Source organism: Streptosporangium sp. NBC_01639, assembly GCF_045209755.1.
Classification (GTDB): Bacteria; Actinomycetota; Actinomycetes; order Streptosporangiales; family Streptosporangiaceae; genus Streptosporangium.
On record NZ_CP109272.1, the window covers coordinates 8,419,043 to 8,444,510 of the forward strand.

Genomic DNA, 25,468 nt, shown 5'->3' on the forward strand with positions numbered 1-25,468 from the left:
GGCGGGTGAGCAGCTTCATCGCAATGTGGGTGCAGGGTGCGGATTTCCACGATGCCGGCGGGGTCCAGGCCGTTGCCGGGCTCGTCCAGGATGAGCAGGTCGGGTCGGCCACCTCGATCGCGGGCCCCGACCCGCTCTCTCCCAGATCGGTGATCATTGATAGGGTTGCCGAAGGTGCGCCGGGAAGTCTGGTCGGCAGTTCTTTCGTCGATCCCGGAGGGCCACCATGCGCGCTCGCGACCTGCTCACCGACTTTCCCACCGTGACCCTGGACACCTCGGTCCTGGACGCCGCCCGGCTGCTGGCCGGCCAAGATCTGCCGGGCCTGATCGTGGTGGACTCCGACGGGCTGCCGTTCAGCATCCTGGCGGGCACCCAGGTGCTGGCTCTGGCGGTGCCCGGCTACTGCCTGGATGATCCGGCGCTGGCCCGGGTGGTGGACGAGGCCCACGCCGATACCTTCCTGCACGCGGTGGCCGGGCAGACCGTACGCCAGGCGCTGCCGCCCAAACCGCGCGAGTTACCGATCACCGACCCCGGTGCCACCGTGCTGGAGATCGCCGCGTTGATGGCCCGCACCCACACCCCGCTGGTGGCCGTGGTGAGCGAGGGCCGCCTGCGGGGCGCGGTGACGCTACAGGCGCTCATGGACCGGATGCTCGCCTCATGACGGCTCTGGCCTGGCTGTCGGTGGCGGTCTTCCTCGGTGCTTATGCGCTGATCGCGACCGAGCGTGTCCACCGGGTCGCCGCCGCCCTCGGCGGGGCCGGCATCATGTTGCTGATTCATGCCAGTGACGCCGGAGCGGCGTTCTTCTCCCCTGAGACGGGCGTCGACTGGAACGTCATCTTTCTGCTACTGGGCATGATGGTGATCGTCGGGGTGCTGAAGCAGACCGGGATCTTCGAATACCTGGCGATCTGGGCGGCCAAACGGGCCAAGGGCCGTCCGTTTCGGCTGATGGTGCTGCTGGTGGTCATCACCGCGCTGGCCTCGGCGCTGCTGGACAACGTCACCACGGTGCTGCTGATCGCACCGGTGACGTTCCTGGTGTGTGAACGGCTCGCGCTGCCGGTGGTGCCGTTTCTCATCGCCGAGGCGATGGCCTCCAACATCGGAGGCACCGCCACTTTGGTCGGCGATCCACCCAACATCATCATCGCCAGCCGGGGCGGGCTGAGCTTCAACGACTTCCTGGCACACATGGCACCGATGGTCGTCATCTTGGTCGTGGTGTTCATCGGCCTGTGCCGGATCATGTTCCGCAAGGCGTTCGTCTACGATCCCGAACGTGCCGCCGAGATCATGAACCTGGACGAGCGCGAGGCGATCGCCGATCGCACTCTGCTGTGGCAGAGCCTGTCCGTGCTCGCCCTGGTGATGGCCGCCTTCGTGCTGCATCCGGTGCTGCACTACGAACCGTCGGTCGTGGCGATCCTCGGTGCGGGGACCTTGGTGGCGGCCACCAAGGTCACCACCGAGCAGGCCATCGCCGAGGTGGAGTGGCCCACCCTGGTGTTCTTCATGGGGCTGTTCGTCATGGTCGGCGCCCTGGTCGAGACCGGCGTCATCGGGCAGATCTCCCAGGCCGCGGTGGATGCCACCGAGGGTCGGCTGGGGCTGACCGCGATCGGCCTGCTGTGGGCCTCGACCGGCATCTCGGCGATCGTGGACAACATCCCCTACGTGGCGACGATGAGCCCGATCGTCGCCGACCTGGTGCAGGCGAACGGCGGCCACGCCCACGCCCAGGTGCTGTGGTGGGCGTTGGCCTTCGGGGCCGATCTGGGCGGCAACGCCACCGCCGTCGGCGCCGCGGCCAATGTCGTCATCATCGGCATCGCCGCCCGCAACCGCACCCCGATCAGCTTCTGGGAGTTCACCAAGTACGGCCTCATCGTCGCCTCGGTCACCGTGGTGCTGGTGACGCCCTATCTGTGGCTGCGCTACCTGATGTGACCCCTTCCCGGGGCCGGCTCCGGCCCCGCGACGGAAAACGCAGCCCTTGTCACCATGAAGCTTCGCCGGTCGGCGACGTCACGGTCCGCGGCGAGAGCGGATCGGCGGGATACCGCGCCATTGTCCGTACTGGTCTTGCTCTTCCGCCCGGCGCCGGCGTCACAAAGCACATGCCCCCTCCTTATCCTCAGCGGGCTTCCTGCCGCCTTCCCCGGGCGGCGGCTATCACGGCCGAAAACAAACCACCATGACCGCAAAGAAGGAGAAGCGTCGGTTTGCGAACGATGTCAGTATTTCCAGCGCGCCTGAGCCTTTCACGCCCCCGAACATCCAGAAGTGGAGCGACCCATGTCCCGATCACTCATCTCCAGAATCGGCCCGCGCAAGAGCATCGCCGTCCTTGCCTCGGCCAGCCTCCTGGCCACCGCGGCTACCCTCACGTTCGTCGGCCCCACCAACGCCGACGCCGACGCCGAAGCGCCCAGCAAGTCGACGATCCAGTGCAGCAACGCCACGCTGAAGGGGCACTACATCTTCGGCGCCAACGGCACGTCGGTGTCCCCGAGCGGCGAGAGCATCCCGGTCTCCACGGGCGGCCTCGACTACTTCGACGGCAAGGGCGGCGGCACCGGCATCGCCACCTTCGTGGTGAAGGACGCCCTGGTGAACGACCACACCCCGATCACGCTCTCCTACAACATCAAGAGCGACTGCAGCGGGAAGGCGGCGTTCCACCTGGGCGACAGTTCGGCGAACTTCAACGTGTACGCCGACCCCTCCGGGGCGTCGTTCGTCCTGGTCGCCATCGACACGGGCAACGTGCTGGCAGGCACCGAAACCCGAGTGAGCCGGTAACCTTCCCCGCCCTTTCGTCCCGCCCGCGGGGATCCGGCCGTCACGGCCGGTCCCCGTGGTTCTTTGTGCGCCGCTGCGTTGTGCGCGGCGCCGGGCGCCCGTGAGGAACTCCGCGACGTCGATCGAGGCAAGGCCGGGTCGAAAATCGACCTCATCACCGAGCGGACCGTCTCCTGGCCGGCCGGCTGCCGACGCCTTCACCGGCGCTACGAACGCCGCGCTGACCACTTCGCGTCCTTCGTTGCCATCGCCGCTGCCCTTATTTGCTACCGCCGCATGACCGAATGAGTCACGGTCTTAAGCGCTGAGGGCTTGCGCGACCGTAAGGCTGTCCTCGTAGATGTGGTAGCGGGTGACGAGCCCGTCTTCGACGGTGAGGTGCAGCGCGAACGGCGAGGTGTACGCGACGCCGCCGTCCCGCACCGTCTGCACGATCTCCCCGAGCACGACGGCATGCGCTCCGTCGACCAGGATCCGTGTCACCGAGGTGCCGTTCAACTCGGGCACGTGATGGGCCTCCAGCGACCGGAAGTGGTCTGCCACATCGCCCCGGTCGGACCGCAGGGCCCCGGCAAGTTGATGTTTTGAACGGATTCGTTCGTATTCGTCCAGCGGCGTAAGTAGGGGCGGGTAAGGAAATACCAAGCCCGCAACGACGGAAAGGCACGGCTCCCGAAGATCAGAGGTGTCTAAAGCCGCCTGATCGAATGAGGAAACCGTGCCTGTCGCGCCATCATCGCTGATCAACGCTGTCGGCTGCGAGCAAGTTGGGCAAACGGATACCGATTCTTCCGCCCGGCTGAAGCTCACCGACCGGTTCGCCCTGATTTCCGACCCACGCTCAGCGCGAGGGCGACGCCACTCGCTGGCCTCGATCCTGGCGATCGTGGCATGTGCCACCGTGGCGGTGGGCGGCGACTGCCTGACCGCGATCGAACAGTGGGCCGACAACGCCCCCCAGCAGGTCCTGGCCGACCTGCACATCTGGCGCGATCCATTCACCGGCCTGCACCAGCCGCCCAGCGAACGCACCATCCGCCGCGTCCTGGCCGGCTTGGACGGTGACGAACTCGACGCCTGCCTGGCAACCTTCCTCGGCCAGCCGCCCACCGTCGAACCGCACGAGCGCGCCCCAGCACCGGTGAGCCGGCGCACCGAGCGCGAAGCCCGCCGCGCCGCTCGCCGATCTCCCGCGCAGACGCCGGGCCTATTGCCGGCCTACGCCGTCGACGGCAAGCGCCTCAAAGGTGCCCACCACCCCGGCGGCGGCCGCGTTCACTTGATCAGCCTGGCCGCCCACCTCGACGCCACCGTCCACGCACAACGCCAGATCCCCGCCAAAAGCAGCGAGATCAGCGCCCTGGACGCGCTGCTGCGTCAGGCCACCGACACCGAACTGACCGGCGCTGTCATCACCGCCGACGCCCTGCACACCCAGCGCGCCTCCGCACGACTGCTGATCGACGACCATCACGCGCACTACGTCATGATCGTCAAAGCCAATCAGCCCACTCTGCGCGCCGCCGCCATCACCGCACTGACCGGCCCCGACGCCAACTTCATTACCGTCACCCACCGCGAGTTCGACCGCGGACACGGCCGCACCGAGCACCGCATCCTTCGCACAGCCCCGGCCGGCGACATCGATTTCCCCCATGCCGCTCAGGTCTTTCGCATCCTGCGCCATCGAGGTGGCCTGGACGGCATACGTCACAGCAAGGAAGTCTGCTACGGCATCACCGATCTGACTCCGCGGCAGGCCGGACCGGCCCAGCTCGCCGCCTACGTCCGCGGCCACTGGAAGGCCATCGAAAACGGCGTCCATCACGTCCGCGACGTCACCTTCGCCGAGGACGCCTGCCAAGCGCGGACCGCCACCTTGCCCCGCGCCTTGGCTGCTTTCCGCAACCTCGCCACCGGCACCCTACGCCGAGCGGGCCATGTCAATATCGCCCATGCCCGCCGCGATTACGGCTACGACCACCAGCGCGTCCTTGACCTGTTCAACCTCGGACCGAAGTGATCACACCGACCAAATCACAAACTTGCCGGGGCCCTGGGTCGGACCGGGGGCGAATCCACGGCACCGCTGGATGCCCCTCAGCGGGCCAGTTGAGCTGCCAGTCGATCGGCTCGGCGAACAACTCCGCGGTACGGGCGTGATCGCCCTCGGCCATCCGCCGCAGCAGTTCTTGCACGGTGTCACGGGTGTCATCACTCATGTCGCAACCCTCTCGGGTCCGGGCACGGCCCGTCGATTACCGAAGAGGTAAAGCGGGACCCTACCAGCGGGGTAAGACGGGACCCGCAGAGGTCGGGACAGGGCAGGTCACCTCGTTCGGTGCGTACCTGGAGAGGACATCGGCGTGGTCCTCGTGGCCGATCTCAACGGCGGCTCACCCCTACCTGCCCGGGAGGATCCAAGGCCCGGAGAACAACGGACTGGAAACGTACGCCAAGGAATGAGGACATAGCCCAATGGCGATGCGCGGGCCATTCGGCGGACTTTCGGGAGCGACATATTCAATGAACAGATGTCCAAAAAAATCCTCGACAAACGCAAATCTGGACGGGTAATCTGCGCACCACCAAGGAAACGATTGGGGTCTCTCTATGGTCGTTGATTCGAGCCGACTGATACTGACGGAGAAGACGGGCCTGAGTTGCGGCCCAGAGGCGCTGCACGAAGCGCTGTACATGCACCGTAAGAGGCTCGTGGGTCGTCTTGCCGAGCTTACGCCGGCTGACTGGGCGGCTCCGACGCGCTGCCCGCAGTGGTCTGTTCACGAAGTCGTCCGCCACATTGTCGACGTGGCGGAGTATCACGTCACCCAGCTCGCCAAACGGCCGGAGCCCACCCGCTTCGACAGATTCGGACCGTTCAATCCTGTCTCGACTCCCGTCCTGTGGCTCCAGGACTCCGCTGGTCAGTCTCCGGAGCAGACGGTCGAGTCGCTCCTGAGAGTCATTGAAGAAGAGCACGACATCCTCGGTGCCCGCATCGACGAGGGCGGCGCCGCCCTGGAACGCAGCGCTGCAGGCCGTGAGATCCTGTGGCATGTGCAGTCTCTGCACATAATGTGGGATGCCTGGCTTCATGAGCGCGACATGGCGGAGACCCTCGGGGCGGGTGAACCGCCGGATGCCACCGTTCAGAGTCTCGTCGCCCTCTACAGCCTGCTGATCGCCGGAGGCGTCGCCACGGTGTTCGGCGACACCCCCCAGGTGTCCTTCCATCTCACGGGCAGCCCTGATGGTGTGTACGAGATTTCAGGGCACCGAGACGATGTGAGAGTGGCTGTCGGAAGCGACTCGCCCTCACAGCTCAATGGACCATTTGAAGCGGTTCTGGAGAGCCTCGCCGGGCGCGGTCCCTCGCTCGCCGAGGTCACCGGGGTCTCGAACGCCACCGTCGAAGGTCTTTCAAGGCTGGCTGTCGTCATGACGGCCCGGTAATCCCGAAGACGACCCACCTCGATCATGATCGAGGTGGGTCGGTTCGTCGGTCGTCCACGCGGTCCGAGGCACGGCCGATGCCGACCCGGGGCGGGGCGCCTGGGCGGACCGGGACTCCCGGCCCGACGAGCCGGTCAGTCGGTGCCGAACTCCATGGCGGCGCGGTCGAGCATCTCGTCGTCGCCGGAGACCTCGCCGCGTGAGGCGATGGCCTCGGCACCGCCCTGCGGCATCGCGCCGATCAGTTCGGTCGAGGCCGCCGGGGCGGCACTGATGAGCGCGGGGTGGATGGTGCCGACCATGCCGAGGCTGGCGTACTGCTCAAGCTTGGCGCGCGAGTCGGCGATGTCGAGGTTGCGCATGGTGAGCTGGCCGATCCGGTCCACCGGACCGAACGCCGAGTCCTCGGTGCGCTCCATCGACAGCTTGTCCGGGTGGTAGCTGAAAGCCGGGCCTGAGGTATCCATGATCGAGTAGTCCTCGCCGCGCCGCAGCCGCAGCGTCACCTCGCCGATGACCGCCGTGCCGACCCAGCGCTGCAGCGACTCTCGCAGCATCAGCGCCTGCGGGTCGAGCCAGCGGCCCTCGTACATCAGCCGGCCGAGGCGCCGCCCCTCGTTGTGGTAGTTCGCCAGGGTGTCCTCGTTGTGGATCGCGTTGACCAGCCGTTCGTACGCCGCGTGCAGCAACGCCATCCCGGGCGCCTCGTAGATGCCGCGACTCTTGGCCTCGATCACCCGGTTCTCGATCTGGTCCGACATGCCCATGCCGTGCCGTCCGCCGATCGCGTTCGCCTCCATCACCAGGTCGACCGGGGTGGCGAACTCCTTGCCGTTGATCGTCACCGGGCGGCCCTGGTCGAAGCCGATCGTCACGTCCTCGGTGAGGATCTCGACCGCGGGATCCCAGAACCGCACGCCCATGATCGGGTCCACGGTCTCGATGCCGGTGTCGAGGTGCTCCAGGGTCTTGGCCTCGTGGGTGGCGCCCCAGATGTTGGCGTCGGTCGAGTAGGCCTTCTCGGTGCTGTCGCGGTAGGGCAGCCGGTGGGCGAGCAGCCACTCCGACATCTCCTTGCGACCGCCGAGCTCGGACACGAAGTCCGCGTCGAGCCAGGGCTTGTAGATGCGCAGGTGGGGGTTGGCGAGCAGGCCGTACCGGTAGAACCGCTCGATGTCGTTGCCCTTGAACGTCGAGCCGTCGCCCCAGATCTGCACGTCGTCCTCGACCATCGCCCGGACCAGCAGGGTCCCCGTGACGGCACGACCGAGCGGCGTGGTGTTGAAGTAGGGGCGCCCGGCCGAGCGGATGTGGAACGCACCGCAGGTGAGCGCGGCGAGGCCCTCCTCTACCAGCGCCGTGCGGCAGTCGACCAGCCGCGCGATCTCGGCACCGTACGCCAGTGCGCGACCGGGCACCGAGGCGATGTCGGGCTCGTCGTACTGGCCGATGTCGGCGGTGTAGGTGCACGGGACGGCACCCTTGTCGCGCATCCACGCGACCGCGACCGAGGTGTCGAGGCCGCCCGAGAAGGCGATGCCGACGCGCTCGCCGGCGGGCAGGGAGGTGAGAACCTTGGACATAGGAGAATTATGCATTGTGCTGCATGATTATGCAAAGTCTGGCCTGGCACACCGCCGGTGAGGGCGTTGCGCGGTTCGGCCGGGGCCGGCTCTGCACGGCGTGAGCACACCGCCGGCCGACCTGCCCCGCCGGCCGACTTGCCCGCCGCCGGCCCTGCATGGTGTGAGCACGCCGCCGGTCGACCTGCCCGCCGCCGGTCATACCGTGCTCACCACCGGCCTGCGGGGCATCAGCCGAAGCTTCCAACCGGTTGACGGGCTTTTACGCCACCTTCACGCCGCGCGTCGGCAGGGGTCGCCGTACGCGGGGATGCTGCGTCCGTCGGGCAGAAGCTCGCCGCTGTCATCGAAAAGCACCACACCGTTGCAGAGCAGTCCCCATCCCTGTTCGGGGTGGAAGGCCACAAGACGGGCCGCCTCATGATCGGGTGCGTCCGAGGCCGGACACGAAGGCTGATGTTGACACATGATCTGTTCCCCCATCCTCGCTGAAACGGCGAAGTTCTTTAGCGAGATAACCAGCTTGCCTCTGGAAGGGTTCTCCGGAAAAGGGGATAAACCCTTGTCTCAGCCCCTTTCGTCTGCGTAAGTACCCCGTGTTCCGGTCAGGGACGGACAGGTTTTACGGTTGGGAGCGTTTACGGGTTCCTCGGGATGTTCTTCTTAGAGTTTCGTGATGCGGACGGCGTCGGCGATGACGTAGCCGCTGGTGGACGTCCAGCGACTCACCCCGACGACGTTGCGGGTGCCGGCCGAGAGGGTGAACGTGCCGAGGCCGCGCCACTGGCCGCCGTTGACGCGCTGATCGACGTTGACGACCTGGTTGCCGCCGCCGGTCGCCACGATGAACGGCGTCGCGCTGTTGTAGCCGGAGTTCGCCGGATACCAGACTTCGACGCGGTAGCTTCCGGTGGCGGGGATCTCGGCTCTGAACCATGCCAGGTCGCTCGCCGTGACGGGATCGGCGAACCGGTAGTCGGTTCCGTGGAGTTGCGATGAGAAGCTCGACGTGCCCCAGTTGGACCCGGCGGTGAAGCCGGCGTCGCCGTTGTCGACGACGACGCTGAACGGGCCGGTTCCCGTCACCACCCGGCCGGTGCTCGGCCCGCTTTCGCGCTGCGCCCTGTCCAGAGCCGTCAGGTAGTAGGTGTAGGTGCCCGTGGCCGTGGCGGTGGTGTCGGTGAAGGACGTTCCCCGGGTGGTTTTGAGCAGGTTGCGGGCGTCGGCGAAGAAGCACGGGTCCATGGCCGGGAAACCGTCGACCCGATAGACCGCGTACGAGGTCGGGCTGCTTGAGCCGTCACGTTGCCACGACAGCGAGATCCCGTTGGAGACGCGGGCCGCCGAGGTGATCGACGGACTGGTGGGCGCGGCCGCGGTGCCGCGGACCGGTATCAGGGCGGGCCTGGAGTAGTGGTCGGTCACCAGCCGGGAGATGCCGTCGATCCGGTTGGCCCGGACGTCCTTGGCACTGAAGAAGATGTCGCCGACGATCTCCGGGTGCTGCCGGTTGCCGTAGAGGTGGTCGGTGAGCTCGCCGGGTTGCTGCCAGGCCGGATCCTCGCCGGCCGCTCCGGCCCGGTAGGCGGCCTGTCCGATGAGCAGTTGGACGTCGGTGTCCTTGACCACGGAGGACCACCAGGCGGTGAGCACCGCGTAGTCGGCGACGGAGTACCCGATGTGCCAGTAGATCTGTGGGGCGATGTAGTCGATCCAGCCCTGCTTCGCCCAGAGCCGGGTGTCGGCGTAGACGGCGTCATAGGACTGCATGCCGGAGGTCCGCGAGCCGAGCGGATCGGTGGCGGCGTTGCGCCAGATGCCGAACGGGCTGACGCCGAAACTGACCCATGACCTGGCCGTGTGGATCAGCTGGTCCAGCTCTTTCACCAGCAGGTTGACGTTGTTACGCCGCCAGTCGTGGACGTTGCCGAAACCGGCGCCGTACTGGGCGTAGGCGGAGGCGTCCGGAATCGTCTGGCCACTGACCGGATACGGGTAGAAGTAGTCGTCAAGGTGCACGCCGTCGAGGTCGTAACGGGTGACCGCGTCCATGATGGCGTCTTCGATGAAGTCGCGGACCGCCGGTATCCCCGGGTTGTAGTAGAGCTTGCCGCCGTAGGCGAATCGCCAGCCGGGATTCTGCCGGGCCGGGTGGCCGGCCACCAGCCGGGTGGCATCGTCGTGATTGGCGATCCGGTACGGGTTGAACCACGCGTGGAACTCGATGTTGCGGGCATGCGCCTCGCTGACCATGAACGCCAGCGGGTCGTAGCCGGGGTTGGTCCCCTGGGTGCCGGTCAGCCACTGCGACCACGGCTCGTAGGGCGACGGCCAGAACGCGTCGGCCGTCGGCCTGATCTGTACGACGACGGCGTTCATGTTCTTCTGGGCTGCGAGGTCCAGCCAGGAGCGGAACTCGGCCTGCTGCGCCGACACACCCAAGCCGGCCTTGCTCGGCCAGTCGATGTTGGCGACGCTGGCGATCCACATGGCACGGAGCTGGCGCTTGGGAGTCGCCGGGGCGGTGGAACAGGCGGCGAGATCCTTTATCCCCGCCCCCGCCCCCGCCGCCGGTGTGGGTACGACGGCGCCGGCCAGGATGAGGAGGAGAGCCGCTGCGGCAATCCGACCGATGGCGGCAGGCCGCCACTTCCGGCCCGCTCGATACGTCATCACAGAAGTAAAGTTTCAGATCTTTAGAAAAAAAGATCAATAGTCGGCATATTGCCGTATGCGGTGTGTTTTCTCCTACTTGGTTGCCCTGAACTCCTATGGTTACGGCCAGGGGCGAAATATCGGTGAGCTGTCCTGCGGGTTCGTCGCGCAGTGATCGCACGTGGATCAGACCGGTGCGGCGCCGGAGTGAGGCGGGGAGCCGCCGCCGGAGTCTCCGCCTCTCTGGACGCCGGCACCTCCTACGGCCGGATCCACAACGCGCTCAAGAACACCGAAGGCGCCGCCGCCCAGCTCGACATCCACGCGACCACCGCCTACGGCGACATCACCGCCCGTGCCCTGGACCTCTTACGCTCCTCGTAGGCCTCAGTGCCCGGCGCGGCGGTCCCGGACGAGCGCCGCGAACCGCAGGGCCACCTCGCGCCAGGCCGGTGCGGAGAGCGGCTCGTCAGCCAGTGCCGCCGCGTACAGCTCACCTGGGTCGAACCCCTGCTCGCGGAGCCGGTCGGCGTCCCACCGCCGGATCCACTCAGGGATGATCTCGGGGTGGAACTGCACGCCCCAGGCCTGCTGACCCACCCGGAACGCCTGGTAGGGGCACCTTTCGGTCTCCGCGAGCCAGACGGCGCCGCCGGGCAGGTCGGTGATCGCGTCGACGTGGTGCTCGATCGCGGGGACGACGTCCGGCAGGTCGTGGAAGAGTGGGTCGCCCGCCGCCTCGGCCCTGATCATGATGGGCGTGCTGCCGTGCTCGGGTGCTCCCGCGTCGCCCAGCACCTTGCCTCCGGCCACCGAGGCGAGCATCTGCCCGCCGAGGCAGATGCCGAACAGGGGCACCGAACCGGCCAGGGCCTCGGCGATCAGGGCCCGCGTGGCGGGGAGCCACGGCGCCTTCTCGTCGTCGTCGGGCAGGTAGCCGCCGCCGAGCACGAGCAGCGCGTCGTGCGAGAGCCGTGCGGGGAGGGGAGAGCCGTCGAACGCGGTGACGACCTCCACGGCGAGCCCGGCGTCCGCCAGCCACTCACCGAACCGTCCAGGACCACCGTTCGCCCAGTTCTGCACGGCGAGGACGCGAGGCTTGTCGAGCATGAGGCCTGATGCTACCGGTCGCCGCGACCACGGCTCCGGGTCGACCCCGGTATGAGTCCGGGGTCGAGGAACGGTGGAACCGCCGTTGGCGGTATGCGGATATCGCCGGCCGGCGACGACACGGCCGGTTGGCCGTGCCGATCAGGTGCTCGCCTGCAGCGTGGCGAATTCGGCATGGGCCTGCTCCACGGCCTCGGGATACGCCTGCCGCTTCTCGTGCTCGGCCGGTGCCAGGTCCGGCAGCAGCGGGATGGGGCAGCCGAGATCACACCGATCATGAACACGCAGCAGATGCCGGCGCGACTTCGGGCGGCGGGTCAGTTGGTATGGGTGTTGGGAAGATGGTCCCCGACGTGGCCGACCCAGATCTTGCCCGTGCTGCCGCCGGAGTCGTCGTGGAAATGGATCCGCGGCGCCGGATAGCCGCCTTTGCGGATCTTGATGTGTGCCTCCATCAGCACCTTGCCGGAAGGATGTACCGCCTCGGGGACCGGGAAGGTCCGCCGCGCGCTGTACTTGCCGTTCGTGGTCACCGTCCGGGACTCGCTCATGGCGATCATCCCCGCGGGGATGGTGAGCCCGGCGGAGCTCCGGCACCAGTCGAAGAACCCTCCGGCGAACTCGCCCACCGACCTGGCCTGTGCGAACGCGTCGAGTGCGCGCAGGGCGTCCCAGGTCTTGGACGCCCAGGCCCGCGCGAGTGTGGGATAGGCGAGGTCGAGTTTCGTAGCCTCCGCGTCCGTGTCGCCGATCTCCACGCGGACGAGGGTCTCCCGGGCCAGGTTCAGGGCGTCCATCAGGCTTGTCGGCTCGAAGGGGGGCTCGCCGGAGGACAGTCCGAAGGCGGGCTGTCCGGCTTCGGCGAGCCTGGTCTCCAGCCAGCGGACCCGCTCTTCGAGCTTGCGGGCAGCGGCGACGGCCTCGGCGTACTCCTCCTGGAGGATCTCGTGCTCGGCACGGAGCCGGTCGATCTCGCCCGCCAGCCGGTCGCTCTCGTCCTCCGCCTCGGCCAGGAGCGGATCGCCGCCCTGCCGTACGGCTATCAGGTCGCGCAGCCCTTCGACATGCGCGCCGAGGGTGCGCATCCGGCGCAGCATCTCCCCGTTCTCCGAACCCTTCCCCGCCGACGCCGCCGCCAGGTCGAGCGCCGCCTCCAGTTCCCCGCGCAGCTCCCTGGCCACGACGTCGGCGACCGTACGGGCGAGGCCCTCCACGTCGAAGGAGAGCTGCTCGGGCCGGGGGGACGGCGTGGTCGTCGCGGGTTCCGGTACGACGACGGGCGCGATGCGGACGTCTCCCTCCGGAACCCTCTCCCCGGACGCCGTGGCCGGTGCGGCGGGAGGCATGGTGAGGGGCTCGGAACGTCCGTTCATCGCGAGCATCCAGCGGCGCAGCCGCTCGCTCTGGTCGGAGTCGGCCGGCACCGGCCTCGGTGCCATCGCCTCGGCGATGTCACCGGCCTGGGCCTTGCCCGCCAGGATCCTGGAGACGATCCGATAGGCGCGTTGGACGTCGTCGGGCAGGGGACGCCGGCAGGTCTCGCCGACCGTGCCGCCCGCCACCAGTGCGAGAGCCCGATCCCCCTGCCTGCGGATCATCGGCCCGCCCATGGGACGGTGCCGGTCGGGGTAGCTCTCGGTGGCCGGTTCGAAGGACGCCACGTAGGTGCGGACACCCCCGCCGAACACACCGAGTCTGGGGCCCATCGCCTCGTTGAAGCGGTCCTGGGCGTGCAGATCGGCGAAGCGCACGACCACGCCGACCCCGGCGACCGCACCGGACAGCCGCTCGGCCCTCGCCCTGGCGCCCTGCGGATCGTGGGGGACCACCGACACGACGACCACGGGAACCCGGCGGTCGCGCTGGGAGAGCAACCCGACCAGCCGGTGGACGTCGTCCTCGTCGATCGCGTCCGCGGTGTCCGTCAGATGCACCGCTCCGTCGGTGATCCGCGCGGTGCGCAGGTACGGCTGGACGAAGCCCGGGGCATGCCAGCCGTCCGTCTCCCCGTCCTCCTCGACCCTGACGACCACCCAGCCCGTCATCCCGGGCACCGACTCCGCGTAGGTGACCTGGGTACGGAGCCTCCCCTCCCCGCGGGGCTCCTCCAGGACGTACCGGCCGCAGTCGGCTTTACGGTCCATGCGGACCCTGGTGCCGTCCGCCTCGAACTCCTGCGACGGCTTGCCCGCCTCCGGCGCGGGAAGCCCCTTGGCGACGAGCCAGTCCCCGAAGGTACGGCGGAGCCGGAGAGAGATCGGCGCGGACTTGTCGCGGAGGACCGCCTGGTAGACGCGGCTCATGTTCGGGGGCATGAGGCACGTTATCCAGCCATGTGAGGGTACGGCCCGCCGAATGCGCATAGCCGTACCGGAAGTGGCGGAGAGAGGCGCCCGGCGAGCACACGCGGGGGCCCGGCGGGGCCGCGCGGGATCCCGGCGAGCACGCGTGGGGGTCCGGGCGGGGCCGCCTCCGGTCATGCCACGGGCGGATCTCAGCGGGACAGCGTCTCCGACAGGTGCTTGGCCAGCCCGTCGGACGCGGCCCTGACCATCGTCAGCACGTCGGCGAACCCCTCACGGTCGCCGTAGTAGGGGTCGGGCACCTCGGCGCCGACAGGCGCGTCCGGGTCGAACGAGCGGAACAGCCGCACATCCGATCCGGGCGGAGCCAGCCGGCGCAGGGCCCGCAGGTTCTCCTCGTCCATCGCCAGCACCAGGTCCACCTGCCCGAACCAGTTGGCCAGGAACTGCCTGGCCCGGTGCGAGGAGCCGTCGTAGCCGTTCTCGGCCAGCGTCGCAGAGGCTCGCTCGTCCATCGGGTGACCCTGGTGCCAGCCGCCGGTGCCCGCGCTGTCGACCGTGACGACCCCGTCCAGCCCATGATCGGCGAGCGCCTTCCTCAGCACGACCTCGGCCATCGGGGAGCGGCAGATGTTCCCCATGCAGACAACGCATACGCGGTAGCTCATACCGAAAGCATGCCGTCTGCCGGACCATCCGTAAAAACGGAAGAACCCGGCCGGTTCCGGCGGCGGCCACCGCTGCGCACGGGCCCGGGGCATGGGCGGCCGGCGCCGGAACCGGCCGTCACCGATCACGGGCCGTCACCGATCACGGGCCGTTACCGGATCGCCGACCGTCACCGTCGCCGGCCGTGGGTTCGGCGGGCCGGTCTCCCCGTCTCCGCGCCCGTCGCCGGCGCCAGAGCCGCACCAGCCCGTGTGCGGTCTCGGCGACCGCGGTGCCGACGGCTCCCACCAGCGGCTCCCGCTCCTCCTCCGGAGTGGGCCCCGGGTCCGGCTTGACCGGTCCCGTGACCCCGGCGCGGCACGCCTCCAGTTGCGCGGCGAAGGCCAGTCCGAAAAAGAGCGCCATCGAGCTGAGAAACGACCACAGCAGCAGGGCCATGACGGCGGTCAGCGGGCCGTAGGTGGCGCCGAAGGTGCCGCTGCGCTCGGTGTAGAAGGCCAGTAGCAGGGTGAACAGCATCCACAGGGCGAGAGAGACCAGGGCGCCGAACGCCAGCCAGGTGTGCCCCGGCTGCCTGCGCCGGGGAGAGGCACGAAACAGCACCGAGGCCGACAGCAGCGCCAGCAGGAATCCGATCGGCCAGCGGGTCAGCGTGAACGCCTGCAGCGCGCCGCCGTGCCAGCCGTAGACCCTGGCGAGGGCCCGTCCGATCGCCCCGCCACCGACCATCAGGACGAACCCCACAGTCATGAAGGCGCCGGCGGTGACCGCCATCAACAGCGCCTTGCCGTACTTGCGGTGAAAAGGGCGGTCGCGTTCGACGCCGTAGATGCGGTTCGCCCCACGCTCCACCTGGGCCATGGCACTGGTCAGCGAGACCAGCGCGGTGATCAGGCCGAGCCACAGAGCGAGGGTGCCCCCGGCCTGGCCCGCCTGCCGGTGGCTGTCGGCGAGCACGTCCCTGACCGCCTCCACCCCCGCTCCGGGCGTGATCAGGCCGAGGGTCAGTTCGAGCACCCGGCCGAGCTGCTTCTGGTTGAGCACCGAGCTCAGACCGACCAGTGCGATGGCGCCCGGGATGATGGACAGACATATCTGAAAGGCCAGCGCCCGCGAGTTGGTCAGTCCGTCGCCGTATCTGAATCTGGCGAACGAGTCGCGGGCGAGACGCCAGCCGCCGTACTTGCGCAGGGCCGTCCACGCGTGGTCGGCCGAGAGCTCCTCGCCGCTCATGCTCCGTGTCTGCGGCACTTTCGTCGCGGTTCCCATATCGGGAACCCGGCTACCCAAGCAGCGTCTTTACGAACCAGTGACCGGCTGAAGGCCTTCTTCCGGTTCTTTTCCGCGCTTCCGCGACGGCAGGTCTACGGCGCCGACGGCACCGGGTCCTGCGCGCCGGAGGCCAGCAGGGCGTCGACGCGCGCCGGGTCGGAGAACACGGCCCAGGCGGTGACCGGATCGTTGAACAGGTTGACGAAGAGGTCCGCCGGGGATGAGGAGACGGAAGTCGATCGCGTGGAAGGGGGAGTCCAGGATGCCGCGGAACTCCAGAGGAGGCTCGCCCTTGATGGAGATCTTCGCGGCGTCCACCAGACTGCCGGCCGCGGCGAATTGCTCGCTGCCCAGCGTCCTTTTCCTGGCACGGGTGGATTTCATCTGGGCGACGGTGCTGGGCAGCCGGCCGCGTCTCATCTCGTCGGCGGAACTCTCGGTGTAGAGGGTGACGTCCAGGCTGAGCTGCTGCAGGCGGAGCACCAGCGTGAGTCCCGAAATCCCGGCTCCGACGATGCAGATCCCTTTGGCGGTCATTCCTATTCCTTTCTCCGCTCTTATAGCTCGGCCTCGAAGCCGTCGCACACCTCGATCATGATTTCTTCGCAGCGGCGCTGCATCGCGTCATCGACGACGCTCCCGCGTTATCTGGTCACGAAGACCAGATGGGCATGCATCGCGGAAACCACATGTCTACCGGGCCGGGATTCGGCTCCCTGCGTCATAGGCCAGACGCTAATGTGTTCGGGTCGGTGAGATGCGAGTGACAGGTGCGGCAAAGGAGGTGTTTCGCATGCTGACGGGGCGTAAGTACCGGCTGGAGTTGGACTTCGGGCAGAAGCTGCTCGCCGAGCGGGTGGCCGGGATCTGTCGGTCGGTGTGGAACACCGGCCTGGACCAGCGTCGCGCCTATCGGCGCCGGGGCGGGTTCATCGGCTACGTCGAGCAGTGCAGGCAACTCGTCGACGCCAAAGGCGAGTTCACCTGGCTGGCCGACGCTCCCGCCCAGGTCATCCAGCAGACGCTCAAGGATCTGGACGAGGCGTGCCGCAGGCACGGCACCTGGAAGGTCCACTGGAAGAGCAAGACGAAGTGGACGCCGTCGTTTCGGTTCCCGACCGCCAAGCACATCCCGGTCGAGAAGATCAACCGCAAGTGGGGGCGCGTGTTCTTGCCCAAGTTCGGGTGGGCGAGGTTCCGCTTGTCGCGCCCGCTGGGCGAGAAGGTGAAGTCCGCGACCATCTCGCGCGACGGTAAACACTGGTTCATCTCGTTCCTGGTCGACGACGGTATCCCTCCCATGGATGGGCATGCACGCTCCGACCAGGTGGCGGGGGTGGACCGGGGGGTGGTGACGGCTGCCGTCACCTCCGACGGGGAGTTTTTCGACCGCCGCCATGCCGGCGAGTCCGGCGTGTCCTCACCGGTGCCCCCGAAGCAGGAAAAGGCCGACCGCAAGGCTGATCTGGGCTACCTGTCGGCCGGTGAGGTGCAGCGGTGTCTGCGGCTGCAACGTCGGTTGGCCCGTGCGAAGAAGGGCTCGGCCCGGCGCAAGGCGGTGGCCGGTGCGGTGGCGAAGATAATGCGGCGGGTTCGGTGGCGCCGGGCGGACTTCAACGCCCAGGCCGCGCACCGGCTCACCCGCGGCTACGGGCACATCGTCTTGGAGGAGTTGGGCGTCCGTGGCATGACTGCCTCGGCGTCCGGCACGATCGAGGAGCCGGGTTCGCGAGTCGCTCAAAAGTCTGGCCTCAACAAGGCGATCTTGGATAAGGGCTGGTATGGGCTGGAGGTCGCGTTGCGGTCCAAGGCGCGCTATACCGGCAGCGTCATCGGTAAGGTCCCTACTGCCTACACCTCCCAGACGTGCTCGGCCCCAGCCTGCGGGAAGGTGGACGCGAAGAGCCGCAAGAGCCAAGCCCTCTTCCGTTGCGCCACCTGCGGGTATACCGAGCATGCCGACGTGAACGCCGCAAAATGCATCAAGACCAAAGGACAGGCGGCCGGGCCGGTCGTCTCAGGATGTGGAGACTCGGGGTCGCCCGGGTCTGTGAAGCGTCAAGCACCCCGTTCCACAGCTCGTGGTGCGCCGCGAGCTGCCGCGTGAGCGGCACGGGAATCCCTGCCCTTCAAGGCGGCGAGCAGGTCAAAAGCGGCACTACTACACCGCCAGCGGGATCTACGCCGAGCCGGTGGCGGCGGAGTTCCTGGAGCACGCTGCGGAGGAGCAGGAGCACGCCGACCGGCTCGCCCAGCGCATCGTGCAGCTCGGCGGCGAGCCCGACTTCAACCCGGACACGCTGACCACGGTGCTCCCCCGGAATCGCCCGCTGGGACGCGACGAAAGCCCACGGGCGGGGCGCCGCCCACCGGCGGGGTCGCACCGGTGGTGCCCAAGCCTGATCGGCCGATACTGCCTAACCGGCCGACGCGGCCGCGTGGCAGGCGCCGCGGCCGTCGGCGCGGGCGACGATCCGGCCCGCCTCGATGCGGACGGCGGCCTCGGTCCCGTCGCTGACGGCGGGCACGCCGGCCGCCGCGGCGAGGACGCCGGACTCGTCGTACACCACCTGCAGGCGCGGCCATGCCGACGGCGGGAAAGCCTGACGCAGGCAGCTGCGGAGTTCGGCGATGGCCAGCCGGGCCAGCGGGGCCAGCTCGTCGGAGTCGCCGGTGACCAGGACGGCGGTGACCGTGGCCTCGGGCGGTGCGGCCCGTACCGCCTCCTCGGCGGCCTCAAGCCGGTGCAGGCCGAGGATCGCCACCACACCGTCGCCCGCGAGCCGCGCGGGTACACCGCGGATGACGTCCACGGCGGACGGCGGGGACCAGGGCTCGTCGGCGGGCCGCGCCCGCGGAATGTACGGGATGTGCGGGGGCTGCCACACGTCGCCCAGATCGAGGTCCGCGAGCTGCTCGCAGACGCTGACGATGGTGAAGGGCTCGATGAAGCCGGGTGCGGCGGCGGCCATCTGGCTCGCGCCGTGCAGGGTCGTGAGCACGGCCTCGGCCACGCACACCAGGCGGCCGGCCGGCGGCTCGGGCGGGCGCAACCCCTCCAGGGCCAGGCCGAGCAGGAGCGCGTCGAACCTCATCAGCTGTGCGAACGGCAGCCGGGTCCGTTCCTCGACGATGACCTCGGACATCAGGTCCATGCCGAGCTGGGCCGGGTCGTGCGGTTCGGCGGTGGCGAGAGGGAGCCGGGTGACCCAGGCGCGGGCGAACGCGCTGAGCGCCTCGCGGGCGGTGCGGCCCGGCTCCGGGTGCGGCGGCTCGGGGGCGCGCTCGGCGAGGTCGGCCAGGACGGCGAAGTAGAGAGCCCGTTTGCCGGGGAAGTTGGAGTAGACCGCGCCGCGGGTGAGCTCGGCGCGCTCGGCGATGCTGTCGATCTTCGCGTCACGGAAGCCCCGTTCGGTGAACTCCTCCCTGGCCGCGGCCAGCACCTTGCCCCGGTTGCGCTCCTGCATCTCCGCCCTGGTGAGCCGGCTCATCGTCCCCCTCGTTCCGGCGTTGCCCGTTCTGCCCGAGCAAAGATACTCGGAACCGTACATATGATGAGAACATCTGATCTGAACATCTGAAATCTGGAGCATTCATGACCGACGTCAGACCGGATGCCGGCGGCGTTCCCGAGATCGACCTGACCGACATCGACGTGCTCAGCGACCCCGCCGCCGCGTACGGACGGGTCAGGGAGCGCTCGCCGCTGGCGCGGCTGCTGGCCCCCGGCATGCGCCCGATGTGGGTTCTGACGCGACACGAGGACGCCAGGGCGATGCTGAGCGACCCGCGGTTCGAGCTCAGCGCCGACAGCTTCATGCGGCCCCCCGGCATCCCCGAGCACTGCCTGGCCTACATGCGGACCATGCAGGAAATGGAAGGCCCGGAGCACGCGCGGCTGCGCAGGCTGGTGTCGCCCGCGTTCACCGCGCGCCGCGCCGTCGACTTCCGGCCGCGGATCGAGCCGATCGTCGAGAACCTGCTCGACGGCCTGGCCGATCACGCCGAGGACGGCGCGGTGGATCTGCTGGCGCACTTCGCGCGGCCGCTGCCGATCGAGGTGATCTGCGAGCTGGTCGGCATTCCCGAGTCCGACCGGCCACGCTGGCGGGAGTACGGCGCCGCGGTGGCGGCCGGCTGGGGCCAGGCGTTCGCCGACGCGATACCCGGCATCATGGAGGGCGCCAAGGCTGCGGTCGCAGCCCGGAGGGCCGAGCCCGGCGACGACCTGATCTCCGACCTCATCCGCAGCCAGGCCGGCGACGAGGGCCGGCTCAGCGACACCGAGATGGTCACCCTGGTCTGGAACCTGGTGCTCGCCGGGCAGACGCCGACGAACCTCATCGCCAACGCCGTCGAAACCCTGCTCCGCCACCCCGGTCAGCTCGCCGCGCTGCGTGCGGACACCGGCCTCATGCCCCGCGCCGTCGAGGAGCTGACCCGCTGGTGCGGGCCGCAACTGCTGACCATTCCCCGTCACCCGCGAGAAGACGTCGAGATGTACGGCGTGCCGATCCGCAAAGGCGAACCCGTCACCGCCGCCATCGTCTCCGCCAACCGCGACCCGCGCGCGTTCGCCGACCCCGAGCGGTTCGACATCGGCCGCGACGCGGGAGCGTCGGGACACCTCGGATACGCCCACGGGCCGCACTTCTGTCTCGGAGCCGCGCTGGCCCGGGCGCAGACCGAGATCGCGCTCACCGCGCTGCTGCGCCGGTTCCCCGACCTGGCGCTCGCCCCCGGCTCACCGGCCACGGGGCGGATCCCCGACCCGGGCACCTGGCGCCTGGCGTCACTGCCGGTGACCCTCTGACCTGCGGGCTCGAAGTCTCACCGGGTGCCGGGACATGTGCGGTGGATCCTCGCCGCGGCGAGGATCCACCGCACATCCCTCAGCCTGCCGTGCAGGACAGCACGGGTGCGGGGGAGCCGTTCCCGGAGGCGATGAACCCGAAGACCGCCGTCGCGCCGGGAGCCAGGGAGCCGTTCCAGGCGGCGTTCCCGGCGCTCACGGCGGATCCCGTCTGGGTGACCGCCGCGTTCCACGACTGGCTGATCTGCCGGTCGGCGAACGTCCAGCTCACCGTCCAGCCGGTGCGGGGGGAGGTGCCGGTGTTCTTGACGGCCACCTCGCCCTGGAAGCCGCCCTGCCAGGAGTTGACGGTCGTGTAGGTGGCCGCGCAGCCGCCGGCCGGAGGCGTCACCGTCGGGGTCGGGGTGGGAGTCGGGGAGACGGTCGGGGTCGGGGAGGTGGTGGGGCCCGCGCCGAGCAGCGCGGTCAGCGCGGGGAACCAGCGGCCGGCCATCTTCTGGTCGCCCGACGCGTTGGGGTGCACGCCGTCGTAGGTGTCGGCCGCGGTGCTGAAGCCCGTCCACTGGTCGACCACGACGACGGGCGAGCTCGCGGTGCTCTTGGCCGCCGCCCAGCCGGGGATCGCGGCGTTGAGTGCCGACACCCGCTGCCCGCACTCACCGCAGGTGCTGGGGTTCATCGGGATGATCTGGGCGACCAGCACCTTCATCGCGGGGTTGTCGGCCCGCATCTGGTCCACCAGCTTGCCGTAGGCGGCCAGGATGGTCGCGGTGGGGCGGTTGCTCCAGGCGTCGTTGGTGCCGAAGTGCATCATCACGATGTCAGGGTGGGTCGCCGCGAGCCATCCGGGGAGCTGGTTCTGGTCGGCCACGTTGGTGACCAGCGCCCCGCCGTGGCCCTCGTTGTCCCCGTCGTGGGTGACGCCGCAGCCCTGCGGCGGCAGTGTCCCGACGAAGTCGATGTCGGTGTACCCGGCGTCGTGGAGCCGGTTCCACAGGAGAGCCCGCCAGCATCCGGGTGAGCCGGTGATCGAGTCTCCGAGTGCCATGATCTTGATGGTCGCGGCCTGTGCCGGCACCGCGGTACCTGCCAGCAGGAATGCCAGGGTCGCGGTCACCGCCGTCAGAACCGCCAGAATCGAACTGCCTCTGCGCATCGTCCACTCCCGCCGTCGTCGGGGCCGATGCTAGGCACCTGCGTCCCGGCCGGGAAGCCGCCTTCCCCGCGGGCGGCCCGGTCTGCCGGTTGACCTGCGGGGAAGGCGGCGGTGGCGGTGTAACTTTCAGTCGTCGGCCGGGTCGAGCCGGGGGTCTTCTCCCGAACGTGTCCCCCGTCCCAAGCTGAGCTGAGCTGCGCAGGTCACCCGACTCCCGAGAAGATCGTGTTCTCGGCGGCGGAGGTGATCACCGAAGTCACCAGCCTGCTCGCGCCAACGTCAGCAGGCGCTGAGTCATCGATGAACGGCCTGCCGAGGCCGCGAGCCAGGTCTGCGGCGGGACTCTTCTGGCATGGTCTACCGCTTATCGAACCGGCGTCGGGTCTCGTCGTCGGCCGGCAGGAACGTCTCCAGATGCAGCCCTTCCAGGGTGGCATCGGTGGCGGCGCTGAGGGTGGCGGAGGTGCTGAAGAACCGGAGCGGGTCGCCGTCGACATCGATTTCGAGGATGACCACCGGTCCCGTCAGGGGGGTGGCGACATCGGATTTGTCGAGGTATCCGGCGATCTCCGCGGCAAGCTCGCGATGGCGCTGATCATGGGTGCGCTCGGCCCGGTGGCTCACCTGCTGCAGCAGATGGCCGCCCCACTCCTCGCGATTGCCGATCCGGCCGGCCAGCCCGTCCGGATGCAGACAGACGCGGACCACATTGATCGGCGGTTCCAGCAACTCCGGTGCGCAACCGGTCAGCAGCTGATCAACGGCAGCGTTGGCGTCGACGATGTCCCAGTGATCATCCAACAGCAGCGCGGGGTACGGCAGGTGGGCGTCGAGGAGTCGGCGCAGGCCGTCCATCACCACCGCGATCGATACGTCGTCCAATTGACGATCTTGATAGCGTGGTGCGTAGCCGCCGGCCAACAGGAGTCGATTGCGATCCCGCAGCGGCACATCCAGGTTGTCGGAGAGGTGCATGATCATCTCCGGTGTCGGGTGCGCCTTGCCGGTCTCCACCCGGCTGAGGTGCCGGGTGGAGACCCGCGATCGGTTGGACAGCTCCTGCTGACTGAACCGGCGCCGTTCGCGCCAGGTCCGCAACAGCGCACCGATCGACGAGGCTTCGACTGCAACGCTCATGTTCGCGAGTCTAGGGGGTCGTGTCCAGGTGGCCATGACCTGTGAGGTCATGGCTCGGATGACCGATCCCGGGCCAGGATTTCGGGCATCGACCGATTGAGACGAACGGGAGAAAATGATCATGAAGGATATCGTCCAGCAGTACCTGGCCACCTGGAACGCAACCGGCGACGAGCGGGCAAGGTTGATCTCCGAGCATTGGTCGCCCGAGGCGACCTACACCGATCCGATGGCCGAGGTCTCCGGCCACGACGGGATCACGGCGATCGTCGATGGCGTCCAGGCGCAGTTTCCAGGGTGGGTGTTCACTCAGGTCGGTGAAGCCGACGCCCACCATCGCCAGGTGCGATTCCGCTGGGGCCTGGGCCCGGAGGGAGCCGAACCGCCGGTGATCGGATTCGACGTCCTGGTGACGGACGAGTCGGGCCGGATCCAGGACGTATGCGGTTTCCTGGACAAGGTACCGGCATGACGGCGCCGCGCGGGTGCGTGATCGGCTACCTGAAAGTTGCCGAGGCCGGCCCGGAGATCGCGAAGTACATCGAGCGGATCGAGGCCACGGTGGCGCCGTAGGGGTGCCACTCTGGCGACCTCGAGTAATCAACTGTCGCCTATTCGGTTGTGGTTGAGCTCGTGTTCATCACGGAGAGTGGTCGTCGCCTGCCGGTGCCGGCCGGGTCCTGGAGGGGCGCCCGGCCGGCACCGGCGGCCGTCCCCGGGTGGCGGGGGTCAGAGTGCGGCGGAACGAAAACGTAGGCTAAGCCGGTTCCCGCAGCTCACCGCCGGCGGTGAAGGCGATTGTGGCGTCGGATCAGGCGAGCCGGGCGCGGGTGTGCGGTCCATGTGCTCCGTAGGGGCCCGAATCGCAGTCGGCCCGAGGTATGTCGGCTCTGGTTCCGGCTCAGGTTGGGCTCACCCAGTGCGCCGGGACCGCGGTTGTCACAGCGTCAGTCATCGAGCGGGCGAACCGGCCCCTTCTGACAGATGGCGCCACCGGCCTCCTGCCGAACAGGCCCTCCGCTCCCGAATGTGTCCCCAGCCGCCAGGCGGCTGTTCTACAACTCTTCGCCCTTGATCCGGGATCGACATCGCCCCGGTGCCATCCGCGACCTGCGCAATCCCGACACCCGCGACGACGAAGAGCTGACAACCTCGGATCAGACGGCGGCACCGGGAGGGGACTTGAGCAGTGACGCGGCCTCATCGAGGTAGCCGCCACGGTGCTGCCGCAACGCGTTGGCCGCCATGCGGATCAGGTCGATGTTGACTCCGGCGGCGCCACTGGGGTCGTGCACCTTCAACTTCACATCCAGGGACACCGTGGTCTCGCCCCAGGCCTGTGCCTCGATGTTGATGTGCGCCACCTTGTGCGACTTCAGGTGCGGCAGGTATCCCAGCGGAGCGACCTGCACTCGGTCGGGCGCTTCGCTCTCCGAGGCGAGGGCGTTGAGCTTGGACCGCATCTTGGTGTCGCCGTTCTCGACCAGGTTGCGGAAGTCCTCGGTGCCTCCCAGATTGACCTGATAGGAGCTGGTGAGGGAGAGCCCGCGCTCCTCCAGCAGCCGCAGCAGGGCGTGATGCACGACCGAGGTGCCGAACTGGCTGGTCAGGTCGTCGCCCAGCAGCGGCAGTCCAGCCGTGACATAGCGGTCCAGCAGCTGCGGGTCGCGGGCCACCGGGTCGGAGGTGGTGTTGATGAACGCCGCTCCCGCCCGCAACGCCGCCTCCGCGTAGGCGCGCGCTGTCTCCGGTCGGCCACTGGGAGCGGCATAAAGCACGACCTCTGCTCCGGTGAGCTCCCCGGCCACCCGATCCACCTCGGTGCCGTCGGCGGTGTCGGTGATGCCCTGGCACACCGTGACACCGGAGAGCGGCAGCTCGCCGGTGATCCGCGGATAGTTGTTGGGCGGCAAGAAGATCACCTCCGACAGGTCCCGCCCGATCTTCTCCGGCGAGGTGGCGAAGGCCGCCACGAAGTCAACATCGCCGACGCCCAGCCCCTCCAGCACCGGCCGGCGGATCCCGGCCACACTCCCCGAGGCTCGGTACAGCGCTATCCCCTGGACCAGCGCGGACACGTTGTTACCGACACCGACCACCGCGACCTTCACCCGTTCGATCATGAACGCAAGGCTACGGCCACCCACCCGACGGGCCCGAGCGGGCCTGCGAAACCTCGGTCATCCTGCCTTCGCCGTACCTCCGGGGCGACGTGAAGGTGTCGGGATCAGCCCTGATCCCGACACCCTACGGTCCCGGCGGGAGTCGACTCCAACGGGTCTGGCGTCTCCGCTCGCGGTAGAAGTCCCTCGCGCGGTCCACGTCGGAGACGGGGACCTGCACCACCTCGAGCTTCATTTCCACAACGGTCGTCCTTCGACGGTGGGCCGTGCCGGCGCAGTGCGGTGTACGTCGGCCCAGGCCCCTGATCGTATCGTGCAGTCCCGATGAGGGCCTTCTCCCGCCCTGGCCGGCGGGTGGCCGGCAGGTGAACAATGAA

23 protein-coding genes and 4 pseudogenes are annotated in these 25,468 nt (G+C 68.7%); 11 read left to right on the plus strand and 16 right to left on the minus strand.

Translation table 11 applies throughout. The features are described 5' to 3' along the window. Positions 1-32: 32 nt before the first annotated feature. Positions 33-110 (minus strand): annotated as a pseudogene (locus OHA77_RS38200) (ABC transporter ATP-binding protein); the annotation flags it as partial. A gap of 116 nt (positions 111-226) precedes the next feature. On the opposite strand from OHA77_RS38200, the gene OHA77_RS38205 reads away from it, so the two are divergent. The 4 genes and pseudogenes from OHA77_RS38205 to OHA77_RS38220 all read left to right on the plus strand — a co-directional run. After that, a complete protein-coding gene (locus OHA77_RS38205; protein WP_326823330.1) occupies positions 227-670 on the plus strand; it encodes a CBS domain-containing protein in 444 nt (147 codons plus the stop codon). Then, entirely contained in the window at positions 667-1,959 is a 1,293-nt protein-coding gene (locus OHA77_RS38210) for an ArsB/NhaD family transporter (RefSeq protein ID WP_406314056.1), read from the plus strand. Before OHA77_RS38205 ends, OHA77_RS38210 begins: the two co-directional genes overlap by 4 nt. Positions 1,960-2,307: 348 nt before the next feature. Next, entirely contained in the window at positions 2,308-2,814 is a 507-nt protein-coding gene (locus OHA77_RS38215; RefSeq protein WP_326823328.1) for a hypothetical protein, read from the plus strand. Positions 2,815-2,973: 159 nt separating this feature from the next. Continuing rightward, positions 2,974-3,102 (plus strand): annotated as a pseudogene (locus OHA77_RS38220) (IS5/IS1182 family transposase); the annotation flags it as partial. Positions 3,103-3,111: 9 nt separating this feature from the next. Here the strand turns inward: OHA77_RS38220 and OHA77_RS38225 are convergent. Next, on the minus strand, positions 3,112-3,357 hold the full coding sequence (locus OHA77_RS38225; RefSeq protein ID WP_406314058.1) for a nuclear transport factor 2 family protein: 246 nt from the start codon (positions 3,355-3,357) through the stop codon (positions 3,112-3,114). 175 nt (positions 3,358-3,532) lie between these two features. On the opposite strand from OHA77_RS38225, the gene OHA77_RS38230 reads away from it, so the two are divergent. Further along, entirely contained in the window at positions 3,533-4,837 is a 1,305-nt protein-coding gene (locus OHA77_RS38230; protein ID WP_406311517.1) for an ISAs1 family transposase, read from the plus strand. Here the strand turns inward: OHA77_RS38230 and OHA77_RS38235 are convergent. Next, positions 4,818-5,036: a hypothetical protein gene (locus tag OHA77_RS38235; protein WP_406314060.1), complete on the minus strand. Its 219-nt coding sequence runs from the start codon at positions 5,034-5,036 to the stop codon at positions 4,818-4,820. The genes OHA77_RS38230 and OHA77_RS38235 overlap by 20 nt on opposite strands. 391 nt (positions 5,037-5,427) lie before the next feature. Between OHA77_RS38235 and OHA77_RS38240 the strand changes: the two genes are divergently transcribed. Next, complete coding sequence (locus OHA77_RS38240; RefSeq protein ID WP_406314062.1) at positions 5,428-6,270, plus strand: maleylpyruvate isomerase family mycothiol-dependent enzyme; 843 nt, start codon at positions 5,428-5,430, stop codon at positions 6,268-6,270. 134 nt (positions 6,271-6,404) lie between these two features. Here the strand turns inward: OHA77_RS38240 and argG are convergent, their stop codons facing one another. The 3 genes from argG to OHA77_RS38255 all read right to left on the minus strand — a co-directional run bounded on the left by argG (position 6,405) and on the right by OHA77_RS38255 (position 10,526). Continuing rightward, entirely contained in the window at positions 6,405-7,853 is a 1,449-nt protein-coding gene (gene argG / locus OHA77_RS38245) for an argininosuccinate synthase (protein WP_406314064.1), read from the minus strand. Positions 7,854-8,126: 273 nt separating this feature from the next. Further along, positions 8,127-8,321, minus strand: coding sequence for a DUF5999 family protein (locus OHA77_RS38250; RefSeq protein ID WP_406314066.1), 195 nt, complete (start codon positions 8,319-8,321; stop codon positions 8,127-8,129). A 195-nt stretch (positions 8,322-8,516) separates the two neighbouring features. After that, positions 8,517-10,526 carry a family 10 glycosylhydrolase gene (locus tag OHA77_RS38255; protein WP_406314068.1) on the minus strand — a complete coding sequence of 670 codons (2,010 nt, stop codon included), beginning with the start codon at positions 10,524-10,526 and terminating at the stop codon, positions 8,517-8,519. A gap of 189 nt (positions 10,527-10,715) precedes the next feature. Here OHA77_RS38255 and OHA77_RS38260 point away from each other — a divergent pair, with 189 nt between their 5' ends. After that, on the plus strand, positions 10,716-10,892 hold the full coding sequence (locus OHA77_RS38260; protein WP_406319978.1) for a hypothetical protein: 177 nt from the start codon (positions 10,716-10,718) through the stop codon (positions 10,890-10,892). 3 nt (positions 10,893-10,895) lie between these two features. On the opposite strand, the gene OHA77_RS38265 is transcribed toward OHA77_RS38260, so the two are convergent. From OHA77_RS38265 to OHA77_RS38290, 6 genes and pseudogenes are all read right to left on the minus strand, one after another. Further along, positions 10,896-11,618 (minus strand): type 1 glutamine amidotransferase, encoded by a 723-nt coding sequence (locus OHA77_RS38265; protein ID WP_406314070.1) that lies wholly within the window; start codon positions 11,616-11,618, stop codon positions 10,896-10,898. A gap of 317 nt (positions 11,619-11,935) precedes the next feature. Then, entirely contained in the window at positions 11,936-13,933 is a 1,998-nt protein-coding gene (locus OHA77_RS38270; RefSeq protein WP_406314072.1) for a hypothetical protein, read from the minus strand. Between the two features lie 179 nt (positions 13,934-14,112). Continuing rightward, positions 14,113-14,589 carry a low molecular weight protein-tyrosine-phosphatase gene (locus OHA77_RS38275; protein WP_406314074.1) on the minus strand — a complete coding sequence of 159 codons (477 nt, stop codon included), beginning with the start codon at positions 14,587-14,589 and terminating at the stop codon, positions 14,113-14,115. A 142-nt stretch (positions 14,590-14,731) separates the two neighbouring features. After that, positions 14,732-15,823 (minus strand): YihY/virulence factor BrkB family protein, encoded by a 1,092-nt coding sequence (locus OHA77_RS38280; RefSeq protein ID WP_406314076.1) that lies wholly within the window; start codon positions 15,821-15,823, stop codon positions 14,732-14,734. 66 nt (positions 15,824-15,889) lie between these two features. Then, positions 15,890-16,399, minus strand: a complete 510-nt coding sequence (locus OHA77_RS38285) for a hypothetical protein (RefSeq protein WP_406314078.1) — start codon at positions 16,397-16,399, stop codon at positions 15,890-15,892. Positions 16,400-16,422: 23 nt separating this feature from the next. Then, a pseudogene (locus OHA77_RS38290) lies at positions 16,423-16,587 on the minus strand (transposase); the annotation flags it as partial. A 68-nt stretch (positions 16,588-16,655) separates the two neighbouring features. On the opposite strand from OHA77_RS38290, the gene OHA77_RS38295 reads away from it, so the two are divergent. Together OHA77_RS38295 and OHA77_RS38300 are read left to right on the plus strand one after the other, a co-directional pair. Beyond that, a complete protein-coding gene (locus OHA77_RS38295) occupies positions 16,656-17,969 on the plus strand; it encodes an RNA-guided endonuclease InsQ/TnpB family protein (protein ID WP_406314080.1) in 1,314 nt (437 codons plus the stop codon). Positions 17,970-18,054: 85 nt separating this feature from the next. Then, positions 18,055-18,120: pseudogene (locus tag OHA77_RS38300) on the plus strand (bacterioferritin); the annotation flags it as partial. A 159-nt stretch (positions 18,121-18,279) separates the two neighbouring features. Here OHA77_RS38300 and OHA77_RS38305 read toward each other — a convergent pair. Continuing rightward, complete coding sequence (locus OHA77_RS38305) at positions 18,280-19,353, minus strand: TetR/AcrR family transcriptional regulator (protein WP_406314082.1); 1,074 nt, start codon at positions 19,351-19,353, stop codon at positions 18,280-18,282. 104 nt (positions 19,354-19,457) lie between these two features. Between OHA77_RS38305 and OHA77_RS38310 the strand changes: the two genes are divergently transcribed. Continuing rightward, positions 19,458-20,675: a cytochrome P450 gene (locus OHA77_RS38310; RefSeq protein WP_406314084.1), complete on the plus strand. Its 1,218-nt coding sequence runs from the start codon at positions 19,458-19,460 to the stop codon at positions 20,673-20,675. Between the two features lie 79 nt (positions 20,676-20,754). Here OHA77_RS38310 and OHA77_RS38315 read toward each other — a convergent pair whose 3' ends face one another. Together OHA77_RS38315 and OHA77_RS38320 are read right to left on the minus strand one after the other, a co-directional pair. Then, a complete protein-coding gene (locus tag OHA77_RS38315) occupies positions 20,755-21,831 on the minus strand; it encodes a cellulose binding domain-containing protein (RefSeq protein WP_406314086.1) in 1,077 nt (358 codons plus the stop codon). 357 nt (positions 21,832-22,188) lie between these two features. Continuing rightward, positions 22,189-22,968: a helix-turn-helix domain-containing protein gene (locus OHA77_RS38320; protein ID WP_406314088.1), complete on the minus strand. Its 780-nt coding sequence runs from the start codon at positions 22,966-22,968 to the stop codon at positions 22,189-22,191. 121 nt (positions 22,969-23,089) lie between these two features. Between OHA77_RS38320 and OHA77_RS38325 the strand changes: the two genes are divergently transcribed. Next, entirely contained in the window at positions 23,090-23,440 is a 351-nt protein-coding gene (locus OHA77_RS38325; RefSeq protein ID WP_406314090.1) for a nuclear transport factor 2 family protein, read from the plus strand. A 685-nt stretch (positions 23,441-24,125) separates the two neighbouring features. On the opposite strand, the gene OHA77_RS38330 is transcribed toward OHA77_RS38325, so the two are convergent. Then, on the minus strand, positions 24,126-25,091 hold the full coding sequence (locus OHA77_RS38330) for a hypothetical protein (RefSeq protein WP_406314092.1): 966 nt from the start codon (positions 25,089-25,091) through the stop codon (positions 24,126-24,128). Positions 25,092-25,468 lie beyond the last annotated feature (377 nt).